Here is a 19,671-nt window from a genome sequence, read left to right as displayed (position 1 = left end):
GTGGCTCCGGCTGAGACGGCACCTGCGGCGCCTGAGGGTGAGCCGTTGGTGGCTGAGGACGTGATCTCGGCGCAGCTGACGGCGCGGGTGCGTGGCGCGCGGGTGGAGGTGCTGAAGGCGCGCTCGGAGGTCGAGTCGACGTTTGTGAACCCGGACGGGTCGTTCTCGACGGAGCAGTTCGGGGCGCCGGTGCGGGTGCGGGACAAGGCTGGCAAGGACGGGTGGCGTGATGTCGACCTGACCTTGACCGAGTTCAGTGATGGCACGGTCGGGCCGAAGGTTCACCCGCAGGGTTTGCGACTGGCGGGGAAGACGAGCGGGGAGGGGATGCTGGCCTCACTCGCGGACCGGGAGGGCCGCGGGGTTGAGCTGCGTTGGGGTCAGGCGTTGCCGAAGCCGCAGCTGTCGGGCACGGAGGCGACCTACCCCAACATCAGCGCCGGTACGGATCTGGTGCAGGAGGTGACCCGGACCGGGGTTGAGCAGTTCCTGCTGCTCAAGGACCGCACCGCGGCCGACGCCGCTGCAGCCGCAGCAAAGGATGGCAAGTACCTGGTGCGTATGCCTGTCCGGACCAAGGGCCTGGTGGCGCGTGATCGCGCCGATGGGGGCTTGGACTTCGTGGACGCCAAGGGCCGCGCGGTCCAGACGATCCCGGCGCCGCGAGCGTGGGACGCCAAGAAGGATCCCGGCTCGGGGCTCCCGGCCTCGGAGATCCCTGTCGGGATGCGGTTCGAGGCGGCCGATGCCAAACGCAACCGTGGTGACCTGGTGCTGTCGGTCGACGCGTCCTGGCTGGCATCTCCCGAGCGCACGTTCCCGATCACGATCGACCCGATCACCACGCAAGCGGCATACTCGGACACGTGGATCCAGCAGGACTGGACCGCAGCCCAGGCCGGCTCGACCGAGCTGCGGGCCGGGTACAACGGGACAGCGATCGCCCGCTCGCTGCTGTCGTTCAACACCGACGCGTACAAGGGTGCCGACGTCACGTCGGCGACGCTGTCGCTGTGGGAGTACCACTCCTGGTCCTGCTCGGCGCGTCAGCTGAACGTGTTGTCCTCGAACGCCTTCACGACGTCCACGACGTGGGCGAACCAGCCCACCGCTGGCGGGGTGTATGGCTCGGTGAACGTCGCGAAGGGGTTCTCCTCCTCGTGCGCGGATGGGTGGATCAGTGTCTCGGTCACGAGCCTGGTCGATGCGTGGACTGCGACCGGTGGTGTGCGGGCTCTGCAGCTGCGCGCCGCCTCGGAGAGCGACGTCTACGGGTGGAAGAGATTCAACTCCGCCAACGCCGCCTCCAACGTGCCGAAGCTGTCGGTCACCTACAACCGGTACCCGAACACCCCGGGCACCGCGACCCACTCGCCCGGCACGTCGTCGTCGACCTCGACTGCTGGGTGGTCGACGTCGGCGACCCCGACGTTGAAGGCGGTTGTCTCCGACCCTGACGGCGGCACGGTCAAGGGCCTGTTCAGTGTGTACCTCAACGGCACGGGTACTCCGGTCATCGACAAGGCGGCTGGTTCCAGCGTCACCTCGGGCGGCACGTCCCAGTACGTCGTCCCTGCCGGGAAGCTCACCAACGGCTCGCGCTACGTCGTGCGGGTCTACGGCAACGACGGGTCGTTGACGTCGAAGGCGTGGTCGAACTACGACAACTTCGTCGTCGACACGACCGCGCCTGCGGTCCCGGGCGTGGGGTCATCGACCTCGCCAGAGAACCAGTGGTCCGACATTGTGGACGCCGCCGGGAAGCTCGCGTTCACCGCGACCTCGAGCGCGTCCGACACCGCGAAGGTGCAGTACTCCCTGGACACCGCCACCTACGCCAGCAGCGTGACCGCATCCGCGAACCAGGCGGTCGCGATCTCGCTGGCCAAGCCAGCAGAGGGCAAGCACACCCTGTACGTGCGGTCCATGGACAAGGCCGGGAACGTGTCCGCCGGGAAGGCCTACGTCTTCTATGTGGGGTCCGGGGTCGCAATCGGGCAGCCCGTGGAGAACCACGTCACGGCACGCCGCGTCCCGTTGCAGCTCCTCATCGACTCGTCGCAGGTTTCCGCGCTGGGGACACACAAGTTCCAGTACCGACGCGGCGTCACCGCCGCCTGGACCGATATTCCACTGGCGGACGTGACGGACACTGCCGGGGCCACGCGCTCGTCGTGGCCGGCAACGGCGTCCCCGACCACGGCAATGTCGTACTGGGACGCCGCCACCACCCTCGCCGGTGGCGGGGTGGTCGAAATCCGAGCACTGTTCGCGAACGGGTCCAGCACTGACCCGAACACCGTCACCGTGGACGTGAACGCTGGCCAGGCCGGGGACGCCACCGCGGGCCCGGGCAGCGTGAACCTGCTCACCGGTGCCCTGTCGCTGTCGGACACGGACGCGACCCTGTTCGGAGCCAGCATCGGCCGCACCTACGGGTCCCGGTCTCTGACGGCCGGTACCGACAACGGCCAGGCCGGCGGCTTCGGCGCCGAGTGGTCGCTGTCCGGGGCGTCGGAGTACACCGACACCAACTGGGTCGCCGTCCTCAAGACCAGCGCCACCTCCCTCGAGGTTCAGGACGAAGAGGGCGAGGTCATCGCCTACACCGCCGGCCCGAACGGCACCTGGGTGCCCGAGCCCGGCTTCGCAGACCTGACCCTGACCGGGTCGTTCACCGGGTCGTTCACCCTGAAGGACTCTGACGGGAACGTCACCACCTTCGCCAAACCGACCGGTGGCACACCACCGGCGGACACGTGGCCAGTCGCCTCCAGCACCCCGACCGGTCAGGGCGCCACGGCCCGCTACGGCTACACCCTCGACCCCGCCGGCAAGCTCCGCCTCAGCCGGGTCGCGGCACCGAACCCTGCCCTGACGGACACGGCCTTGCAGGCCTGCGCGAACCCCGCGACCGACCTCACCCAGGCCGCGTCCCGTGGCTGCCGCACCCTCGAGCTGACCTGGGGCGTGCCGGACTCGGGCGGCTACACCGGGCAGCGGATCACGAAGATCACCGCGTACACGTGGGACCCCGCTGCTGCCTCGGGTGCGGGCGCGATGACCGGCACAGTCGAGGCCACCTACGGCTACGACAGCACCGGCCGCCTCATCACGGCCACCGACCCCAAGCCGGGTCTCACCACGGGCGGGAAAGCGCTAACCACGACCTACGGCTACGACAGCAACAACCTGCTCACCACGCTCACCCCGCCCGGTGAGCAGCCCTGGACGTTCGACTACGCGACGGGCTCGGTGGTCGCTGGCCCGGCCTGGGACCGGACCCTGCCCACCAGCAAGGGACGCCTGGTGAAGGTGTCCCGGCCGACCCTGGCACCGGGCACCACCAGCACCGTGAACGGGACCGCGACCACCGCCATCGTGTACGGGGTGCCCACGACGACCGCGGCCCGCGGCCCGGTCAACGTCGACGCCGCAGCCGCGGCGACCTGGGCCCAGAGCGTCGCGGCCGTAGAGGGCACCGCCGTCTTCGACGCTGACGCTGCGGCGCAGCCGTCGAACGACTACTGGGCCGGCGACGACGAGACCACCCGCTCGTGGGGCAAGGCTGCCGTCACGTACATGGACGTCAACGGCCGCGAGGTCAACCAGCTCACCCGTGACGGGCTCCTCGACGCGACTGTCTACGACGTCCTGGGCAACGAGGTCCTGTCCATCGACGGCGGCAACCGCGCCCTGGCACTCGGCCAAGGCACCGACGCAGGCGCCAAGCTCGCCGAGCTCGGCCTCGACGGCCTGAGCACCGACGCGCGCGCCCAAGCCCTCGCCACGGTCACCGCGTACGAGAAGTCCCCCACCACCGGCGCCTCCCGCACTCTGTGGACCCAGGGGCCGCTGCGCACCGTCGTCACCTCGACCGGTGCCGAAGCACAACACCGACCCACGACCCGCAGTACCTACGACGCGGGCCGACCCACCGACGCGGCCACCTCTGACCTGGTCACCAGCACAGTCACCGGTGGCCTCGGGCTCGAGGACGACCCCGCCACGACCGTCCTGGACAACGCCCGGAGCACCACCACGAGCTACGACTGGGCCCTCGGGCTGCCCCTGGCCGTGACGACCGACCCCAGCTCGGCTGCCGGGGACGAGATCACCGTCCGCACCAAGTACGACGCCAAGGGCCGCATTACCCACCAGCAGCAGCCGTCGGACGCGGCCGGCACCGGCGCAGGGACGCGCACCACGTCCTACTGGGACGACAACACCGGCGCCTGCACCGGGCGTCCCGAGTGGGGTGACCTGCCCTGTCAGGTCGGCTACGCCGGCGCCATCACCGGCTCCTCATCCAATACCTCCCTGCCGGTCACCACGACCGAGTACAACCGAGTTGGCGCCGCCGCGGTCGTCACCGAGACCGCCAACGGGGCGTCCCGGAAGACCACGACCGTCTTCGACGAGGCCGACCGCGCCACAACGGTCACGACCAGCAGCAGCGGCCTGGGCGCGAACCCTGCCGCCCAGACCCTCAGCTACGACCCCGACACCGGAGCTCTGGACTCAACCAGCGGCGGCGGGAAGACGATCAGCACGATCACCGACACGCTCGGCCGCAACATGGCCTACACCGACGCCTCCGGTCTGAAGTCCGTGACTGAGTACGACAGCCTCGGCCGCCCGGTGAAGGTGACCGAGTCCGACGTCCTGGCTGGTGGGCTGACGCGCTCCTTCGCGACCACAACGGCCTATGACGCCGCCACCGGGCGGCAGACATCGCAGACCGACGCCCAAGGCGGGCAGGTCACGCTCGGCTACGACACCGCCGGTAACACCACCTCCCAGACCATGGGTGCGGCCGCCGCGGGAGGCCTGAAAGCCACCTCCCGCTACGACACCTCCGGCGCAGAGGTCGAACGGGTGTGGACCATGACCGGCCTGGCCGACCCGGTCCTGTCCGAGCTCGCCGTGGAGAACATCCATGGCCAGCAGGTCGACCACACTATGATGCCCGGCGGTCACCGCACCTACCGCTACGACGGCACCGGCAGGCTCACCTCCACCGTTCAGCTCGACGGCGACCAGTGCACCGTGCGCGCCTACCGGTTCGACGCCAACTCCAACCGCACCGGCTTCTCCAGCACCACCGCAGCCGCAACCGCCGACGGCAACGGAGACCTCACCGTCTGCGCTGCCCCGAGCACCCCGGCCGGGACCGCCACGTTCGACAGCGGAGACCGGCTCACCAGCAGCGGATACACCTACGACGCGTTCGGGCGCACGACCCGCCTCCCGCTCAGTGACGGACAGGTCGCCCGGGTCAGCTACCACTCCAACGACCTCGTCGCGACCCAAACCAGCTACGCGACTGCGGCCGACGCGGACGCGAACAACGGTGCCGGGCAGAACCCCACCGCCTCCTCCACATACACGCTCGACGTGACTGGGCAACGGATCGCGACCCGCACCGCCCAGGAAGCCGACCCCGACACCGGAGCCCTGATCACCCGAACCAAGACGCTGCGCTACGCCAGCACCGCAGATGCCCCAGACTGGACCGACGAAGGCGACGGCACCATCACCCGCAACATCGTCGGACCCACCGGCGACCTCGCCGCGACCGCCACCATCGACAAGACCGGTGCCGCCGCCGACGCCCTCGCCTGGCAGATCAGCGACCTGCACGGAGACATCGCCGCCACCCTCCCCGCCACCGACACCGAACCACTCCAGGTGTCCCGGCCCGACGAGTACGGCGTCACCACCAGCGACAGCAGCCCCCGCTACGGGTGGCTCGGCGCCAAACAACGCGCCGGCGACACCCCCGGCGGCCTCCTCCTCATGGGAGTGCGGCTCTACAACCCCAACACCGGACGCTTCCTCAGCACCGACCCCGTCTACGGAGGCAACGCCAACACCTACACCTACCCCAACGACCCCATCAACGCGTTCGACCTCGACGGCCGGGCCATGATCCACCGCGATGGGGGTGGTGGAGCGGGCGGTGGAGGCGGCGCTGCTATGGCCCTAGGCATGCTCTCCGCGAAAGCAATTGGGAAATTGCTTTCCAAGTGGAAAGCGAAGGGGGTTAAGGGCAAAAAGCTAAAGAGTGGTGGCCGGCAGTACGCTATGCCAAAGAAGGGAATCCGCGTCGCACTCGGGCATTTCAATAACTTGACTCAAGGGCGCAAAATCACGTACATGGCCAACGGGTCGCGGAAGGCAAAGTTGAAGGATGGCACCTGGGTGACGTTGAATCCGAATTCCAGAACGGGACCTCCGACTATCTATGTCAATAGGGGTGGCAAAACTGATAAGTTCAGGTTCTAACATGGGCGAGTTCGTCGACACCGGGCCGCTGCCATTGGATGAGTTCAAACGGCTGGACAGAGCCCAGTTTCCGGGCGTGCAGTGGGAGATCGTTCTCGAGGACTTCCCCAGCGATACCGAACTCACGGCCCTTTGGGACCTTATAGCTGTGGGCGGCGAAGTTGAAGCCTATGTGGACGCGGTCGGCAGCAAAACTGTCAAGTCGAAACTCGAACTGAAAGATTTGCTGGGCGAGTATGCTGGGTTCGTGACAGTCCTTGGCAACTTCGATCAGGACTACTTTGCAGTCTTCCCGTATGTGGATTATTGGCTTATCGGGAGACGCGACAAGAAGCCTGCCCCTCCTCTTGCCGGTCTATCCAAGGAGGAAGCCCTTCAGGAGGCGGCTAGCTTCGATAGTTGGGGTGCCCGGAATATTCGCCTAGGCGTGGAACACTATCTGTCCTGACCGAGTCTGTCCTATCCCTGATGGCCATCGGCAGAAGGAGCCCGGATCCCGTTCGTTCTCAGCGGCGGATGACCCAGTGCCGCCTCAAGTCCGCCGATGACACGAAAGTGATTCGCTACCCCGAGCCGGTCACAATGGCGCAGAGCCCGAGCCGGACACGGAGCGAGCTCGCAGTGGATGGTTGCCGAGTTGGTTCGCACCGGATCGACGGTTGAATGGGCCATCGACCGAAGTCTGTAGGCTCGTCTTCGAGTCGAACGTGCTGGGTCGCGCCGACCATTGAGGAGATGACATGAGCGAAGCCTGGACCTGGACGTTCGAGGACGCCGATGGTGGCGAGGTCACTGGTGAGCCGACGACGAGCACCGCCTTCCCGACCCAGTCCGACGCCGAGAACTGGTTCGGCGAGACGTGGCGTGAGCTCGCCGATGCCGGTGTCGCCGCGGTGACGCTGCACCGTGACGGCGACAAGGTCTACGGGCCGATGTCGCTCGACGCGCCGACCTGACCGGGGGAGTGCGCGCTGCTCAGCCGGGGTACTCGCCGCGGGCCACGAGCGGCCGCGGCATCCGGGTGCGTCGCATCTGGAACGCACGCATCGCGGTGTAGAACCCGTCCCCGCGCCCGACCGCGTCGTCGCCGTACTTCTCGACGAGGCGCTTCTTGATGCGCCGCCACAGCAGGAACGTGTCGAGGACGGCCGCGGCGATGAGCCCGTAGACGAGCGAGAAGACGACGAGCATCGCCCACGGCGTCCGGACGAAGGACAGGGCGAGGACGATGAGCATGACCGGCAGCATGAACTCGGCGACGTTCCACCGGGCGTCGACGTAGTCGCGGATGAACCGCTTGGCGGGGCCCTTGTCCCGCGGCGGCAGGTGCGTCTCGTCGCCCGTGCGCATCGCCTCGCGCTGCTTCATGATCTGCTCGCGGCGCTTCTCGCGGTCCTGGCGCCGCGCGGCCTTGCGGTCGGTCACGACGAGCGGCCGCTTGCGCGCCGCCTCCTGGTCGCGCCGCTTCGGCGTGGGGCGGTTCTTGGCGCCCTCGCGGTGGGTCTCGTTGACCTGCTCCGCGAGCTCTTCGTTGGTGGTCTTGCTGCGTCCGAACACCGACCGAGTGTATGCCGCCCCGCTGGGGACCCGGCGCGCGTCACCGGCCGTGGGCCGCTGGGTAGGGTCGGAACGTGAGCGAACCCGCTGTCCCCGCGTCCCTGTCCGACCTGCGCGAGACCGTCCGTGGTCTCATGCCGCAGCTGCGCGCCGACCTCGAGGCGCTGACCCGCATCCCGAGCGTGTCGCTGCCGGCGTTCGACCAGAGCCATGTCGACGCCTCCGCCGAGGCGACGGCCGAGCTGCTACGCGCCGAAGGGCTCGATGTCGAGATCGTCCGCGAAGGTGGCGCCCCTGCCGTCATCGCGCACATCGACGGGCCGGAGGGCGCGCCGACGGTCATGCTCTACGCGCACCACGACGTCCAGCCGCCGGGTGACGAGGCCGACTGGGAGAGTGCGCCGTTCGAGCCGACCGAGCGTGACGGGCGGCTCTACGGCCGCGGCGCGGCCGACGACAAGGCCGGGATCATGGCGCACATCGCGGCGCTGCGTGCCCACCGCGGCAACCTGCCGGTCGGTGTCACGGTCTTCGTCGAGGGTGAGGAGGAGGTCGGCTCCGACTCGCTCATGACGATCCTCGAGCGGCACGGCGACAAGCTCGCCGCCGACGCGATCGTCCTCGCCGACTCGACGAACTGGGAGATCGGCACGCCGGCCCTGACGACGACCCTGCGCGGGCTGATCCGTGTCGTCGTCACGGTGTCGACACTCGACCACGGCATCCACTCCGGCATGTTCGGCGGCGCCGTCCCCGACGCGGTCACCGCCCTCGTCCGGCTCATCTCGACCCTTCACGACGAGGACGGCAACGTCACCGTCGCGGGCCTGAAGTCCGGCGAGGCGGCCGACCTCGACTTCTCCGAGGAGCGGCTGCGCGAGGAGTCCGGCCTGCTCGACGGGGTCTCGACGATCGGCTCGGGCTCGCTTCTCTCGCGGATGTGGACCAAGCCGTCGCTCACGACGATCGGCATCAACGCACCGAGCGTCGAGAAGTCCTCGAACACCCTCGTGCCGACCGCGTCGGCGAAGCTGTCGATGCGCATCGCCCCCGACGAGAACCCGCAGGACGCCTTCGCCGCCCTCGAGAAGCACCTGCTCGACAACGCGCCGTGGGGTGCCAGGGTCGAGGTCAGCCTCGACGACCAGGGCGCCGGCTTCGCCGCCGACGTCGACGGCCCGATCTACGACGAGGCCCGTGCGGCCTTCGCCGACGCGTGGGGCACCGAGCCGGTCGACATCGGCGTCGGCGGCTCCATCCCGTTCGTCGCCGCCTTCGCCGAGCGCTTCCCCGACGCCGCGATCCTCGTCACCGGTGTCGAGGACCCCGACACGCGCGCCCACGGCGCGAACGAGTCGCTGCACCTCGGCGAGTTCGAGAACGTCTGCGTCGCCGAGGCGGCCCTGTTTGCCCGCCTCGGCGCCCGGGCATCGGAGCCGGCATGAGCGAGAAGGCGAGCGACGACACCCAGCAGGGCACCTACGTCGAGGACGAGTTCACCCGCGACACGGCATACATCGAGGACCGCATCACCGACGGTGGTGAGCAGTGGCCGGTCGAGGCCGGCCGCTACCGGCTCGTCGTCGCCCGCGCCTGCCCGTGGGCGAACCGCGCGATCATCGTGCGCCGGCTCCTCGGGCTCGAGGACGCCATCTCGATGGGCATCTGCGGGCCGACCCACGACGCGAACAGCTGGACCTTCGACCTCGACCCGGGCGAGGTCGACCCGGTGCTGGGCATCCCGCGGCTCAAGGACGCCTACGAGAAGCGGTTCCCCGGCTACCCCAAGGGGATCACCGTGCCGGCCATCGTCGACGTGCCGAGCGGGGGAGTCGTGACGAACAACTTCCCGCAGATCACCCTCGACCTCTCGACGCAGTGGACCCGGTTCCACCGTGACGGCGCGCCGGACCTCTACCCCGAGGAGCTGCGGGCCGAGATCGACGAGGTCAACGAGCGCGTCTACACCGAGGTCAACAACGGCGTGTACCGCTGCGGGTTCGCCGGGACGCAAGCCGCCTACGACGCGGCATACGAACGGCTCTTCACCGCGCTCGACTGGCTCGAGGAGCGCCTCGCCGACCAGCGCTACCTCGTCGGCGACACGATCACCGAGGCCGACGTGCGGCTCTTCACGACGCTCGCGCGCTTCGACGCGGTCTACCACGGCCACTTCAAGTGCAACCGGTCCAAGCTGTCCGAGATGCCGGTGCTGTGGGCCTACGCGCGCGACCTCTTCACGACGCCGGGCTTCGGGGACACGACCGACTTCGCCCAGATCAAGAGCCACTACTACGAGGTCCACCGCGACATCAACCCGACCGGCGTCGTGCCCCTCGGGCCGGACCTCACGAACTGGGCGGAGCCGCACGGGCGGGAGGCGCTCGGTGGCCGGCCGTTCGGTGACGGCACGCCTCCCGGCCCGCCCCCGGAGGGGGAGCGGGTCGACCCGGCGAACAACCCGCTCGTCGGCGCCGACGGCCTGGTCCGCGTCTGACCTTCGCTAGGCCCGCGGACGCGGGCTCCGCAGCGGCAGTCGCCCTCAGGACCCTCCGCGGCTGGGACCAACCCGCTCGACAGATCGATGGCCTATAGGTACGTGTCCTACGTACCTATAGGCCATCGATGTGAAACCAGAGAACCCCCGAGGAGCAGGCGCCGCGGGGCCCCGTCGCGGGCTCAGTCCTTGCTGGTCTCGCCGGGGAGGGCAAGCATCTGGTCGAGCGCTCGGCGGGCGTCGGCGGCGACCTGCTCGTCGACGCGGATCGGGTTGACGACGCGCTCCTCGACGAGCGACTCGAGCGCCCACACGAGGTGCGGCAGGTCGATGCGGTTCATCGTCGAGCAGTAGCAGACGTTCTTCTCGAGGAAGGCGATCCGCTGCTTGGGGAACTCCTTGGCGAGCCGCTGCACGAGGTTGAGCTCGGTGCCGACCGCCCACGCCGTGCCGTCGGGCGCGGCCGCGATGGTCTTGATGATCTTCTCGGTCGACCCGACCTCGTCGGCAAGCTCGACGACCTCGTGACGGCACTCGGGGTGGACGATGACCCTCACGTCGGGGATCTCGCGCCGGGCCGCCTCGACCGCCTCGACGGTGAACCGCCCGTGCACCGAGCAGTGCCCGCGCCACAGGATCATCCGGGCGTCGCGCAGCTGCTCCACCGTGAGCCCGCCCATCGGCTTGTGCGGGTCCCACACGACGCAGTCGTCGAGTGCGCCGCCGAGGTCGCGCGCCCACGTGTTGCGCCCGAGGTGCTGGTCGGGGAGGAAGAGCACCTTGCCCTCGCCGCCGACCCCGCCGTGCTCGTCGAGCGCCCACGTCAACGCCGTCTTCGCGTTGGAGGACGTGCAGATCGTGCCGCCGTGCCGGCCGGTGAACGCCTTGATCGCGGCCGAGGAGTTCATGTATGTCACCGGGACCGTGACGTCCGCGACGCCGGCCTCGGTGAGCTGCTCCCAGCAGTCCTCGACCTGGGCGATCGCGGCCATGTCGGCCATCGAGCACCCGGCGGCGAGGTCGGGGAGGATGACGGTCTGGTCGTCGCTGGTGAGGATGTCGGCGGACTCGGCCATGAAGTGCACGCCGCAGAAGACGATCCACGGCGCCTCGGGCCGCGCGGCCGCCTCCTTGGCGAGCTTGAAGGAGTCGCCGGTGACGTCGGCGAACTCGATGACCTCGTCGCGCTGGTAGTGGTGCCCGAGGACGAAGACCTTGTCGCCGAGCGCCGCCTTGGCCGCACGGGCACGCGCGACGAGGTCGGGGTCGGAGGGCGCGGGCAGGTCGCCCGGGCACTCGACCCCGCGCTCGGTGCGCAGGTCGCGGCCCTGGCCGAGGACGAGGAGGGGGAGCGGTGCGGCTGGCGTCGTCGTCACGGTTCGATCGTAGGCCGTGACCGACCGTCCGTATGCCGGCCGCTCACCCTGCGCTCCTGCGTTGCGTCTGCGTGGATGGTCAGGTTCTCGACCATCCACGCAGACGCACGCAGCCCCGAGGCCGGGGTCGGCTCACTGCTGCAGGGTGTCCGTGGTGCCCTCGTAGAGCCCGATGCGGTTCCCGTCCGGGTCGTCGAAGATGGCCCACCAGCTCGTCTCCGAGATCGGCTGCTTGTCCATGACGACGGTGGCGCCCTTCTCGGTGGCCTTCGCGAGCGTCTCCTCGATCGAGTCGACCTCGACGTAGGACCGGGGCTGGGTGAAGTCGCCCTCGCGCGGAGCGAGGCCGCCGCCGCTGATCTTGTTGGGGGCCTGCCACATGGGGTAGCCCTCGAAGCCGGGGATCTCGGCGATCTGCCAGCCGAAGAGGGTGGAGTAGAAGTCGGTGGCTCGCTCCAGGTCGCTGACCGGGATGTCCACGTGGGTGATGTCGCCGTGCGGCATGACGGGTCCTCTCGGGAGGGTGCGGGCCGCACCGGGCGGCGGGCCCGGTCCACACTCTCCTCCCGAGGTCCGACACCGCGCCAGAGTGAGAACCTCTCGGATCAGGTGCGGGGGATCTCCATGTGCTGGTAGTCCTTCAGCGTCGTCCAGTGACCGCCCCAGTCGAAGCCGCGGCTCGTGAACGCCTCGACCTCGGCGCTGCCGTCGACGAGCATCCCCGGGCGGACGTCGGTGCGGTCGAGGAACTCGGCACCGGCCGGCGGTAGGACGAGGGTGCCCTTGACGTAGGGGTTCTCGATCGTGTTGATGTCGATGGCCTTGCCGTAGGAGTGCACCGAGTAGCGCGTGCCGCCGGTGATGGCGCGGCAGTTGAAGGCCGAGGTGTTGTCGGCGGCCATCGACGCGTCGTCGTCGCCGCCGTAGTTCTCGATGAGCTCCATCCGGCGGATCGGGAACCCCTCGCGGTAGAGCACTCGGAAGGCGTTGATGGTGTCGCGGGCGATGTCCTCGTGAACCATGAGCTGTCCGACGTGGTCCTCGCCGTCGAAGCCGCGATAGGTCATGTCGATGATCCGCAGGTCCTCGATCGGCACGGGGCAGCCCGGCTTCCACGAGACGCCGATCATCGTGGCCCGCGTCGCGTCGTCGACGGGCCGGATGACGGCATGGAAGCCCTTGCCCGGCGGCAGCGAGCGCTCCGGGATGTCGGCAGCCGACGCCGCGGTTGACGCGGCGGTGCCGGCGGCGAGGACGGCGGTGAGCAGGGCGGTGACGGTGGTGCGCAGGCGCATGATGGCTCCTCCAGCGGGCGAATGGCGAACCTTCGCAGCGAACCACCGATCTCTCGATTCCGCCACCGTTCCCGTGCCGCCGGGCCCGTTCTGCACGCTCGGCCGTTGTCCACAGGCGCAGGGTTCGTGGGTCGTCATCCACAGGGTCGGCGAGCGGTGGTGGCGGCGGGGAGGCACGGCGCATCAGGGTGGCCGCAACCCACCGAACTGCATCCAAGGAGATCCTGATGAGTCGAATCATTCGAACTGCACTCGCCATGACGTGCGTCCTGCTGGCCACCACCGGCGCCGCCTCGGCGGCAGTCGCGCGACCCGAGACCACGAGGACGACGGCCTCGATCGCCGTACCGCCCAGCCGCTCGGCAGCGGAGGTGGGCGGCGTCGCGTTCCCAGGCCTGCCCGAGGGCCTGGGGGAGCTGAGCGTCTTCGACTCCGAGGACGACGGGGTCGCGATCACGACCGGCGTCTGGGAGTCCGCCGGCCCTGACGGCGGCACTGCCGTCGACCTGTCGGTCACGGTCGTGCGCGCCGAGCGCTTCACCTCCGCGGTGGCCCTGCACGACTGGCTCGTGCCATGGCAGGAGCGGCCCGCGGACGAGGCCGTCTATGAGCCGGTGCTCATCGCCGGGGACCAGGCGTGGCTCGCGAAGGACCAGGTCTTCTGGCTGTTGCGACCCGGTGTCGGGGTGTCGATCACCCTCGACGAGAACCGGTTCGACGCGGCAGCCTTGCCGAACATGGCCACGAGCGCTCACGAGCTGCGACGGGGGAGGCGATAGCGTTCGGCACGTGCACGTCGTCATCGCCCCCGACTGCTTCACCGGCACGCTGACCGCCACCCAGGCGGCCGAGGCCATGGCCGCCGGCTGGCACGACACGGCCCCGCACGACACCCTCACGCTCCTGCCGCTCTCGGACGGCGGGCCCGGCTTCCTCGACGTCCTCGCCCGAGCGGTCGAGGGGGAGACCGTGGCCGTCACGGTGAGCGACCCCGTGGGTCGCGAGGTGCCCGCAGCGGTCCTCGTGGTCGACCGCGACGGCGAGCGGACGGCATACGTCGAGTCCGCGCAGGCGGCCGGGCTGCACCTCCTCGGGCCGGACGAGCGCGACCCCGCCCTCACGAGCACGTGGGGCGTGGGGCAGCTGCTCCGCGCGGCGCTGGCCGAAGGTGCGCGGCGCATCGTCGTCGGTCTCGGCGGCAGCGGCACCAACGACGGGGGAGCAGGCCTGCTCGCCGCCCTCGGCGCCGGCCCCGAGGAGCACCTCGCCCGGGGCGGACGAGCGCTGGCCGGCGCCCCCGACGACGCACTCAGCGGGCTGCTCGCCCTGCGTGAGGAGTTCGCCGGGGTCGACCTCGTGCTCGCGACCGACGTCGACAACCCGCTGCTGGGACTGCAGGGCGCGAGTGCCGTCTTCGGTCCGCAGAAGGGCGCCTCGCCGGAGGTCGCCCAAGAGCTCGAGGGCGCGCTCGGCCGGTTCACGGAGATCGTGTCGCGCACGCTCCCCGTCCCGACCGACCTGCTCACCGGAGCGCCGCGGCGGCTCGACAAGGAGCCCGGAGCGGGCGCCGCGGGCGGTCTCGGCTACGCGCTCTACCTGCTCGGCGGGCGCCGGGTCAGCGGTGTCGAGCTCGTCCTGGACACGGTGGGCTTCCGCGACGTCCTGCGGGGCAGCGACCTCGTCGTCACGGGTGAGGGCAGCTTCGACTGGCAGAGCCTTCGCGGCAAGGTCGCGGCGGGCGTCGCCGAAGCGGCCCTCGAGGCGGGGCTCCCGAGCGTCGTCATCGCGGGTCAGGTGCTCGTGGGCCGCCGCGAGACGATGGGACTCGGGATCAGCGGCACGTATGCCGTCGCCGAGACTCCCGCTGAGGTCGACGCGGCGCTCCTCGACCCCGTGGGGACGCTGCGGGCCCGGGCGGCGCGGGTCGCCCGGACGTGGTCCCCTGCGCGGTGATGTCGCCCGCGCGACGTATCCTGTAAGCCCGTCGGGAACAGATCACCGGCCACACCGGTTGGGACCTGTGCCGAGTTCCGAGCCCCGCTCGCGACCCGGCCCCCGACCACGAGCACCCACGCACCTCAGGAGTCACCATGAGCGAGCTCGACACCCAGACCCCCGACGCCGCCACCGAGGCGCCGGCCCACGGCGTCGTCCTCACCGACGTCGCCTCGACCAAGGTGAAGTCGCTTCTCGAGCAGGAGGGCCGCGACGACCTGCGCCTGCGCGTCGGCGTCCAGCCCGGCGGCTGCTCCGGCCTCATCTACCAGCTCTACTTCGACGAGCGCACCCTCGACGGTGACCTCGTCCGCGACTTCGACGGTGTCGAGGTCGTCGTCGACCGCATGAGCAGCCCCTACCTCGAGGGCGCGACGATCGACTTCGCCGACACCATCGAGAAGCAGGGCTTCACGATCGACAACCCCAACGCCGGCAGCTCCTGCGCCTGCGGCGACAGCTTCAGCTGAGCCGCGCACCCGGCATACGCCACGAAGGCCCCGTCACCGAACGATCGGTGACGGGGCCTTCGTCGTATGCCGGTTCGTCGCCTTCCCTGTGCCGTGCAGCCGGTGCCGTCACGCGATGTGCCAGAACACCGACCCGACCTGGTGCCCCTCGGAGACGACGCCGGGGGTCCACGCGACGCCTGCGCTCGTCGGTCTGGGGCGGCCGTTCGAGTTGCTCGACTGCGGCCAGACGAGCAGCTTGTAGTAGCCGGGGTCGTCAAGCGAGAAGCTGCCCAGCTCGGTGAGCAGGCGGCCCAGCACGCCCGGGCCGTGGTTGGGCAGCCCGGTGACGAGGACCGGCTGCGGCGTGACACTGGCGGGCGCGCCGGTGTCACCGCGTACGAACTGGTAGTACAGCGCGGTGGTGGCGTCGTTGCCCGTGGGGAGGTCCCGCCCCGAGTTGATGGCGTCGACGTGGAACTTCGCGCCCAGCAGGGTCGCGGTGCTACCCGCTGGCACAACGTTGCCCCAGCCGGTCTGTGAGTTCGGCCCGACGTAGCCGGGCAGGCCGGCGGTGGTGAAGTCCCAGGCGTTGACCGCCATGGGTCGACCGGTGTTGTTCCGCGGGGGGTTGACGAGGATCGGGAAGGTCTCGGTGCTGCTCGACCCGTCTGGCCAGGTCACGAGCAGGGTGAGGGTGTAGTTCGTGGGCGTCGTGGGGAAGACGTCGCCGAGGTCGCCCCGAGCAGAGACGTAGAGCTCGCGGAGCCCGCCACCGAGGTCCACGCTCGCGACGATGCCGTAGTTCTGGTCGATGGACTGCTGCACGTCCGGGATGTACGTGAGGACGGTGTCGGGCGCACCGCCCGGCAGGAAGCTGTAGCGGATCTGGGCCGGCAGCTCGGACGAGCCGGCGACGAGGATGAAGTCGGCGCGGAACTCGCTGATCCCGAGCTCGGTCACATTCGCCCAGCCGAGCATCGTGATGTCGTGCGGGATGGCCGGGGGCGGGCTGGCGCTGGCCATGGGGACCGTGGCAGCCGCGACGATCGTCGGGACGGACCACGCGAGCGCCGTGCTCACCTCGCGTCGGGACGGTCGCCCGTGAACGCGTCGTGCTGGTCTGGCCCGTGCTGCAGGATGGTCGTGCCCGTGGGGACGGGCTCGCTGCTGAGACACCGAAACCTCCGGTGGATCCAGATCGAGAGCTCCGCCTCGCGCCGCCTACCCAAGCAGCTGCGGGGGATATGCCTGTTCGGCACCTTCAGGGTACCAACACAGGTCGTGCATTGTCACCCACGAGAGCCCTTGCGGCGGAGCAGGCGCCACGGCTGCGCCACCGCGAGGAAGGCGAGCGTCGGTCCCGCCACGAGCTGCCACATCCCCGTGACGGAAAGGGCGAGACGCTCGGCAGTGGACTCGACGGTGAAGGTCGTCCCGAACCACGGGAATGGGCTCACGGACACCGGGCCGCCGGCCTGCGCGGCGTCGGCCGTGTCGAGCACGGTCAGGCTGGTCAGGGCCAGCCAGGTCGAGAGCACGAGGAGCGTCAGGACCGCGGCCATGGCGCCCTGGGACCAGCGGGGACGGCTGGGGTCGGTCTCCGTCGCGGCGTGGGCGAGCTGCTTGGGGGAGCCGATCCCGAAGAGGGCCCTGGTGGTGCCCACGTCGGCTGACGCCTCGCGAAGGTTCGTGCGCAGCTCTTGCTGCAGTTCGCGCCGACGCTTGCCGGCCACCCCGCGCATCTCGAGCCAGAAGTCGTACCGCTGGATCGCCGACTCGATCCGGAGTGTGTCGATGACGTTCATGCGGGTTCCCCTGTCCTCGTGGTGATGGTGTCGACGGCCGTGACGAGCGCGTGCCAGGACCGGGTCCGGGCGGCCAGCTCGGTCCGACCGGCATCGGTGGTGCGGTAGTACTTGCGCGCGGGCCCCGAGCTCGAGCGCTCGAGATGGGACTCAAGGAGCCCGGCGGCCTCGAGCCGGGTGAGGGCGGGATAGACCGTGCCCTCCGCGAGGTCGTCAAAGCCGGCCTCGCGCAGGCGGGTGACGATGGCGTAGCCGTAGCCGGGCTCGTCGAGCAGGACGCTCAGCAGGAGGAGCCCGAGGACTCCCTTGAGCATCTGCGGGTCGTGGGTGGACATGGCGCCCATCCTTGGCCTAGTACTAGACGATGTCAAGTACTAGGCAACAAAAGAGTGAGGTGGTGTCCGGGCCGTCCGCGGCGAGATAGGTTGCTCCCGTGCATGTCGCAGTCACCGGGTCCATCGCCACCGACCACCTCATGACCTTCCGGGGGAGGTTCGCGGACTCGCTCGTCGTCGAGCAGCTCGACAAGATCTCGGTGTCCTTCCTCGCCGACTCCCTCGAGATCCGGCGCGGCGGTGTCGCGGGGAACATCTGCTTCGGCATGGCCGTCCTCGGTCAGCGCCCCGTCCTCGTGGGCGCCGCCGGCGAGGACTTCGCCGACTACCGCAGCTGGCTCACCAGGCACGGCGTCGACTGCGACCACGTCCACATCTCCACCTCGAAGCACACCGCCCGCTTCGTCTGCACCACCGACGACGACATGGCCCAGATGGCGACGTTCTACGCCGGTGCCATGAGCGAGGCCCGGCTCATCGAGCTCGGGCCGATCCAGGAGGCCAAGGGCATCGACCTCGTCCTCGTCGGAGCGAACGACCCCGAGGCGATGCTCCGCCACACCGACGAGTGCCGCACGCGGGGCATCGCCTTCATCGCCGACCCGTCGCAGCAGCTCGCCTTCGCCGACGGGCCGTTCATCCGCCAGCTCATCGACGGCGCCGACTACCTCTTCACCAACGAGTACGAGTCGCACCTCACCGAGAGCAAGACGGGCTGGAGTGCCGAGGACATCGCCGAGCGCGTCACGACCCGGGTCATCACCAAGGGCAAGGACGGCGCCGTCATCCAGACCCGCGGCGAGGACCCCATCGAGGTCCCGATCGCGGGCGAGGTCCGCCGCGCCGACCCGACCGGCGTGGGCGACGCGTTCCGTGCGGGCTTCCTCACCGGCCTCGCCGCCGGGCTGCCGCACCGCCGCTGTGGCGAGATCGGCTCGCTCCTCGCGACCTACGTCATCGAGACCGTCGGGACGCAGGAGTACACCCTCGACAAGGCCGACTTCCTCCGCCGACTCGCCCAGTCCTACGGCGACGACTCGGCCGCCGAGGTCGAGCCGCACATCACCTGCGCGACGGTGTGACCGGGCGGCCCGTGAGCGCCCACCCCGTCCCGTTCCCGCCGGTCGAGCCGCCGCCGAGCGAGTGGGCCCTCGGTCAGCTCGCCGCTGCCGACGACGACGACCTCGTGGCCGCCGGCGCGGACCTCGAGCCCGGCACCCTCGTCGCGGCCTATCGCGCCGGGCTCTTCCCGATGGGTCTCGGCGTCGACGGCGCGCGGCCGATCGGCTGGTGGTCCCCGGAGCCGCGGGGCGTCCTCGTCCCGGCGGAGTTCCGCGAGCGCCGTTCCCTGCGGCAGGCCCGCGGCCGCTTCGAGGTGCGCGTCGACACTGCGTTCACCGAGGTCATGCGTCGGTGCGCCGACCCGGCTCGTGAGGGCCGCTGGATCACCGACGACATCGTCGACGCCTACACCCGGCTGCACCGGCTCGGCTGGGCGCACAGCGTCGAGACGTGGCGGGACGGTGAGCTCGTCGGCGGCCTCTACGGCGTGGCCATCGGCGGGCTCTTCGCCGGGGAGTCGATGTTCCACGCCGTCCGGGACGCCTCCAAGGTGGCGCTCGCCGGGCTCGTCGACCTCGTCCGGGCCGACGGCGACCCACGCCGGATCATCGACGTGCAGTGGTCGACCGACCACCTCGCGCGGCTCGGCGTCGCGGCGTGGCCGCGCGAGCGCTACCTCGCGGCGCTCGCCACCGCACTCGAAGCGCCGCCGCTGCGCTTCGGCTGAGTCAGCCGACGACGATGCGGTATGCCGTGTGCGCGCCGCGTCGTTCGAGCGTCACCGTGTGGCCGCGCATCCGCGCCCAGGCCGGGATGTCCGCCTCGGCCGCGGGGTCATCGGCGAGGGCGAGGAGCACCGTGCCGGGGTCCGCAGCGCGGGCGATGCGGGCGAGCCGGATGACCGGCAACGGGCACTTCAGCCCCCGAGCGTCGAGGTCCGGAGCCTTGTCGGTCGCGTCACACACGTCGTCCTCCTCGCTGGGTGGCGCCGGAGGGGATCGTGGTCGGC

18 protein-coding genes are annotated in these 19,671 nt (G+C 70.1%); 10 read left to right on the top strand and 8 right to left on the bottom strand.

What is annotated here, in order from left to right:
* The first annotated feature begins 48 nt into the window (after positions 1 to 48).
* The 3 genes from BCF74_RS04095 (at position 49) to BCF74_RS04085 (ending at position 7,244) form a co-directional block, all read left to right on the top strand.
* Positions 49 to 6,288 (top strand): RHS repeat-associated core domain-containing protein, encoded by a 6,240-nt coding sequence (locus BCF74_RS04095; RefSeq protein ID WP_106296680.1) that lies wholly within the window; start codon positions 49 to 51, stop codon positions 6,286 to 6,288.
* 1 nt (position 6,289) lies between these two features.
* On the top strand, positions 6,290 to 6,736 hold the full coding sequence (locus BCF74_RS04090; RefSeq protein ID WP_106296679.1) for a hypothetical protein: 447 nt from the start codon (positions 6,290 to 6,292) through the stop codon (positions 6,734 to 6,736).
* Between the two features lie 292 nt (positions 6,737 to 7,028).
* A complete protein-coding gene (locus BCF74_RS04085) occupies positions 7,029 to 7,244 on the top strand; it encodes a hypothetical protein (protein WP_106296678.1) in 216 nt (71 codons plus the stop codon).
* A gap of 19 nt (positions 7,245 to 7,263) precedes the next feature.
* Here the strand turns inward: BCF74_RS04085 and BCF74_RS04080 are convergent, their stop codons facing one another.
* Positions 7,264 to 7,845 (bottom strand): DUF3043 domain-containing protein, encoded by a 582-nt coding sequence (locus BCF74_RS04080; RefSeq protein ID WP_106296677.1) that lies wholly within the window; start codon positions 7,843 to 7,845, stop codon positions 7,264 to 7,266.
* 134 nt (positions 7,846 to 7,979) lie between these two features.
* On the opposite strand from BCF74_RS04080, the gene BCF74_RS04075 reads away from it, so the two are divergent.
* Both BCF74_RS04075 and BCF74_RS04070 read left to right on the top strand, forming a co-directional pair.
* Positions 7,980 to 9,290, top strand: a complete 1,311-nt coding sequence (locus BCF74_RS04075; RefSeq protein ID WP_245889204.1) for a dipeptidase — start codon at positions 7,980 to 7,982, stop codon at positions 9,288 to 9,290.
* Entirely contained in the window at positions 9,287 to 10,342 is a 1,056-nt protein-coding gene (locus BCF74_RS04070; RefSeq protein WP_106296675.1) for a glutathione S-transferase family protein, read from the top strand. Before BCF74_RS04075 ends, BCF74_RS04070 begins: the two co-directional genes overlap by 4 nt.
* 182 nt (positions 10,343 to 10,524) lie before the next feature.
* On the opposite strand, the gene nadA is transcribed toward BCF74_RS04070, so the two are convergent.
* From nadA to BCF74_RS04055, 3 genes are all read right to left on the bottom strand, one after another.
* Entirely contained in the window at positions 10,525 to 11,718 is a 1,194-nt protein-coding gene (nadA, locus tag BCF74_RS04065) for a quinolinate synthase NadA (protein WP_106296674.1), read from the bottom strand.
* 132 nt (positions 11,719 to 11,850) lie between these two features.
* Positions 11,851 to 12,222 carry a VOC family protein gene (locus BCF74_RS04060; protein WP_106296673.1) on the bottom strand — a complete coding sequence of 124 codons (372 nt, stop codon included), beginning with the start codon at positions 12,220 to 12,222 and terminating at the stop codon, positions 11,851 to 11,853.
* Between the two features lie 101 nt (positions 12,223 to 12,323).
* Positions 12,324 to 13,013 carry a M15 family metallopeptidase gene (locus BCF74_RS04055; protein ID WP_106296672.1) on the bottom strand — a complete coding sequence of 230 codons (690 nt, stop codon included), beginning with the start codon at positions 13,011 to 13,013 and terminating at the stop codon, positions 12,324 to 12,326.
* Between the two features lie 227 nt (positions 13,014 to 13,240).
* On the opposite strand from BCF74_RS04055, the gene BCF74_RS04050 reads away from it, so the two are divergent.
* From BCF74_RS04050 to BCF74_RS04040, 3 genes are all read left to right on the top strand, one after another.
* Positions 13,241 to 13,792, top strand: a complete 552-nt coding sequence (locus BCF74_RS04050; RefSeq protein WP_146132868.1) for a hypothetical protein — start codon at positions 13,241 to 13,243, stop codon at positions 13,790 to 13,792.
* 10 nt (positions 13,793 to 13,802) lie between these two features.
* On the top strand, positions 13,803 to 14,966 hold the full coding sequence (locus BCF74_RS04045; protein WP_106296670.1) for a glycerate kinase family protein: 1,164 nt from the start codon (positions 13,803 to 13,805) through the stop codon (positions 14,964 to 14,966).
* A 137-nt stretch (positions 14,967 to 15,103) separates the two neighbouring features.
* Positions 15,104 to 15,478, top strand: coding sequence for a HesB/IscA family protein (locus BCF74_RS04040; RefSeq protein ID WP_106296669.1), 375 nt, complete (start codon positions 15,104 to 15,106; stop codon positions 15,476 to 15,478).
* Positions 15,479 to 15,586: 108 nt separating this feature from the next.
* Here BCF74_RS04040 and BCF74_RS04035 read toward each other — a convergent pair whose 3' ends face one another.
* From BCF74_RS04035 to BCF74_RS04020, 3 genes are all read right to left on the bottom strand, one after another.
* Positions 15,587 to 16,540, bottom strand: coding sequence for a hypothetical protein (locus tag BCF74_RS04035; RefSeq protein WP_106296668.1), 954 nt, complete (start codon positions 16,538 to 16,540; stop codon positions 15,587 to 15,589).
* A 209-nt stretch (positions 16,541 to 16,749) separates the two neighbouring features.
* Positions 16,750 to 17,265, bottom strand: a complete 516-nt coding sequence (locus BCF74_RS04025; protein ID WP_106296666.1) for a hypothetical protein — start codon at positions 17,263 to 17,265, stop codon at positions 16,750 to 16,752.
* Positions 17,262 to 17,600 (bottom strand): PadR family transcriptional regulator, encoded by a 339-nt coding sequence (locus BCF74_RS04020; protein ID WP_106296665.1) that lies wholly within the window; start codon positions 17,598 to 17,600, stop codon positions 17,262 to 17,264. The genes BCF74_RS04025 and BCF74_RS04020 overlap by 4 nt, the downstream gene beginning before the upstream one ends.
* Before the next feature lie 98 nt (positions 17,601 to 17,698).
* Between BCF74_RS04020 and BCF74_RS04015 the strand changes: the two genes are divergently transcribed.
* A complete protein-coding gene (locus BCF74_RS04015) occupies positions 17,699 to 18,682 on the top strand; it encodes a carbohydrate kinase family protein (RefSeq protein WP_106296664.1) in 984 nt (327 codons plus the stop codon).
* Positions 18,683 to 18,693: 11 nt separating this feature from the next.
* Positions 18,694 to 19,389 (top strand): leucyl/phenylalanyl-tRNA--protein transferase, encoded by a 696-nt coding sequence (gene aat, locus BCF74_RS04010; protein ID WP_106296718.1) that lies wholly within the window; start codon positions 18,694 to 18,696, stop codon positions 19,387 to 19,389.
* A 1-nt stretch (position 19,390) separates the two neighbouring features.
* Here aat and BCF74_RS04005 read toward each other — a convergent pair whose 3' ends face one another.
* Entirely contained in the window at positions 19,391 to 19,627 is a 237-nt protein-coding gene (locus BCF74_RS04005; protein WP_106296663.1) for a sulfurtransferase TusA family protein, read from the bottom strand.
* Positions 19,628 to 19,671: the final 44 nt, after the last annotated feature.

The organism is Knoellia remsis, from assembly GCF_003002895.1.
Taxonomy (GTDB): domain Bacteria; phylum Actinomycetota; class Actinomycetes; order Actinomycetales; family Dermatophilaceae; genus Knoellia; species Knoellia remsis.
Note: the sequence above shows the minus strand (reverse complement) of the source record. Positions and strands in the feature narration are given on the sequence as shown.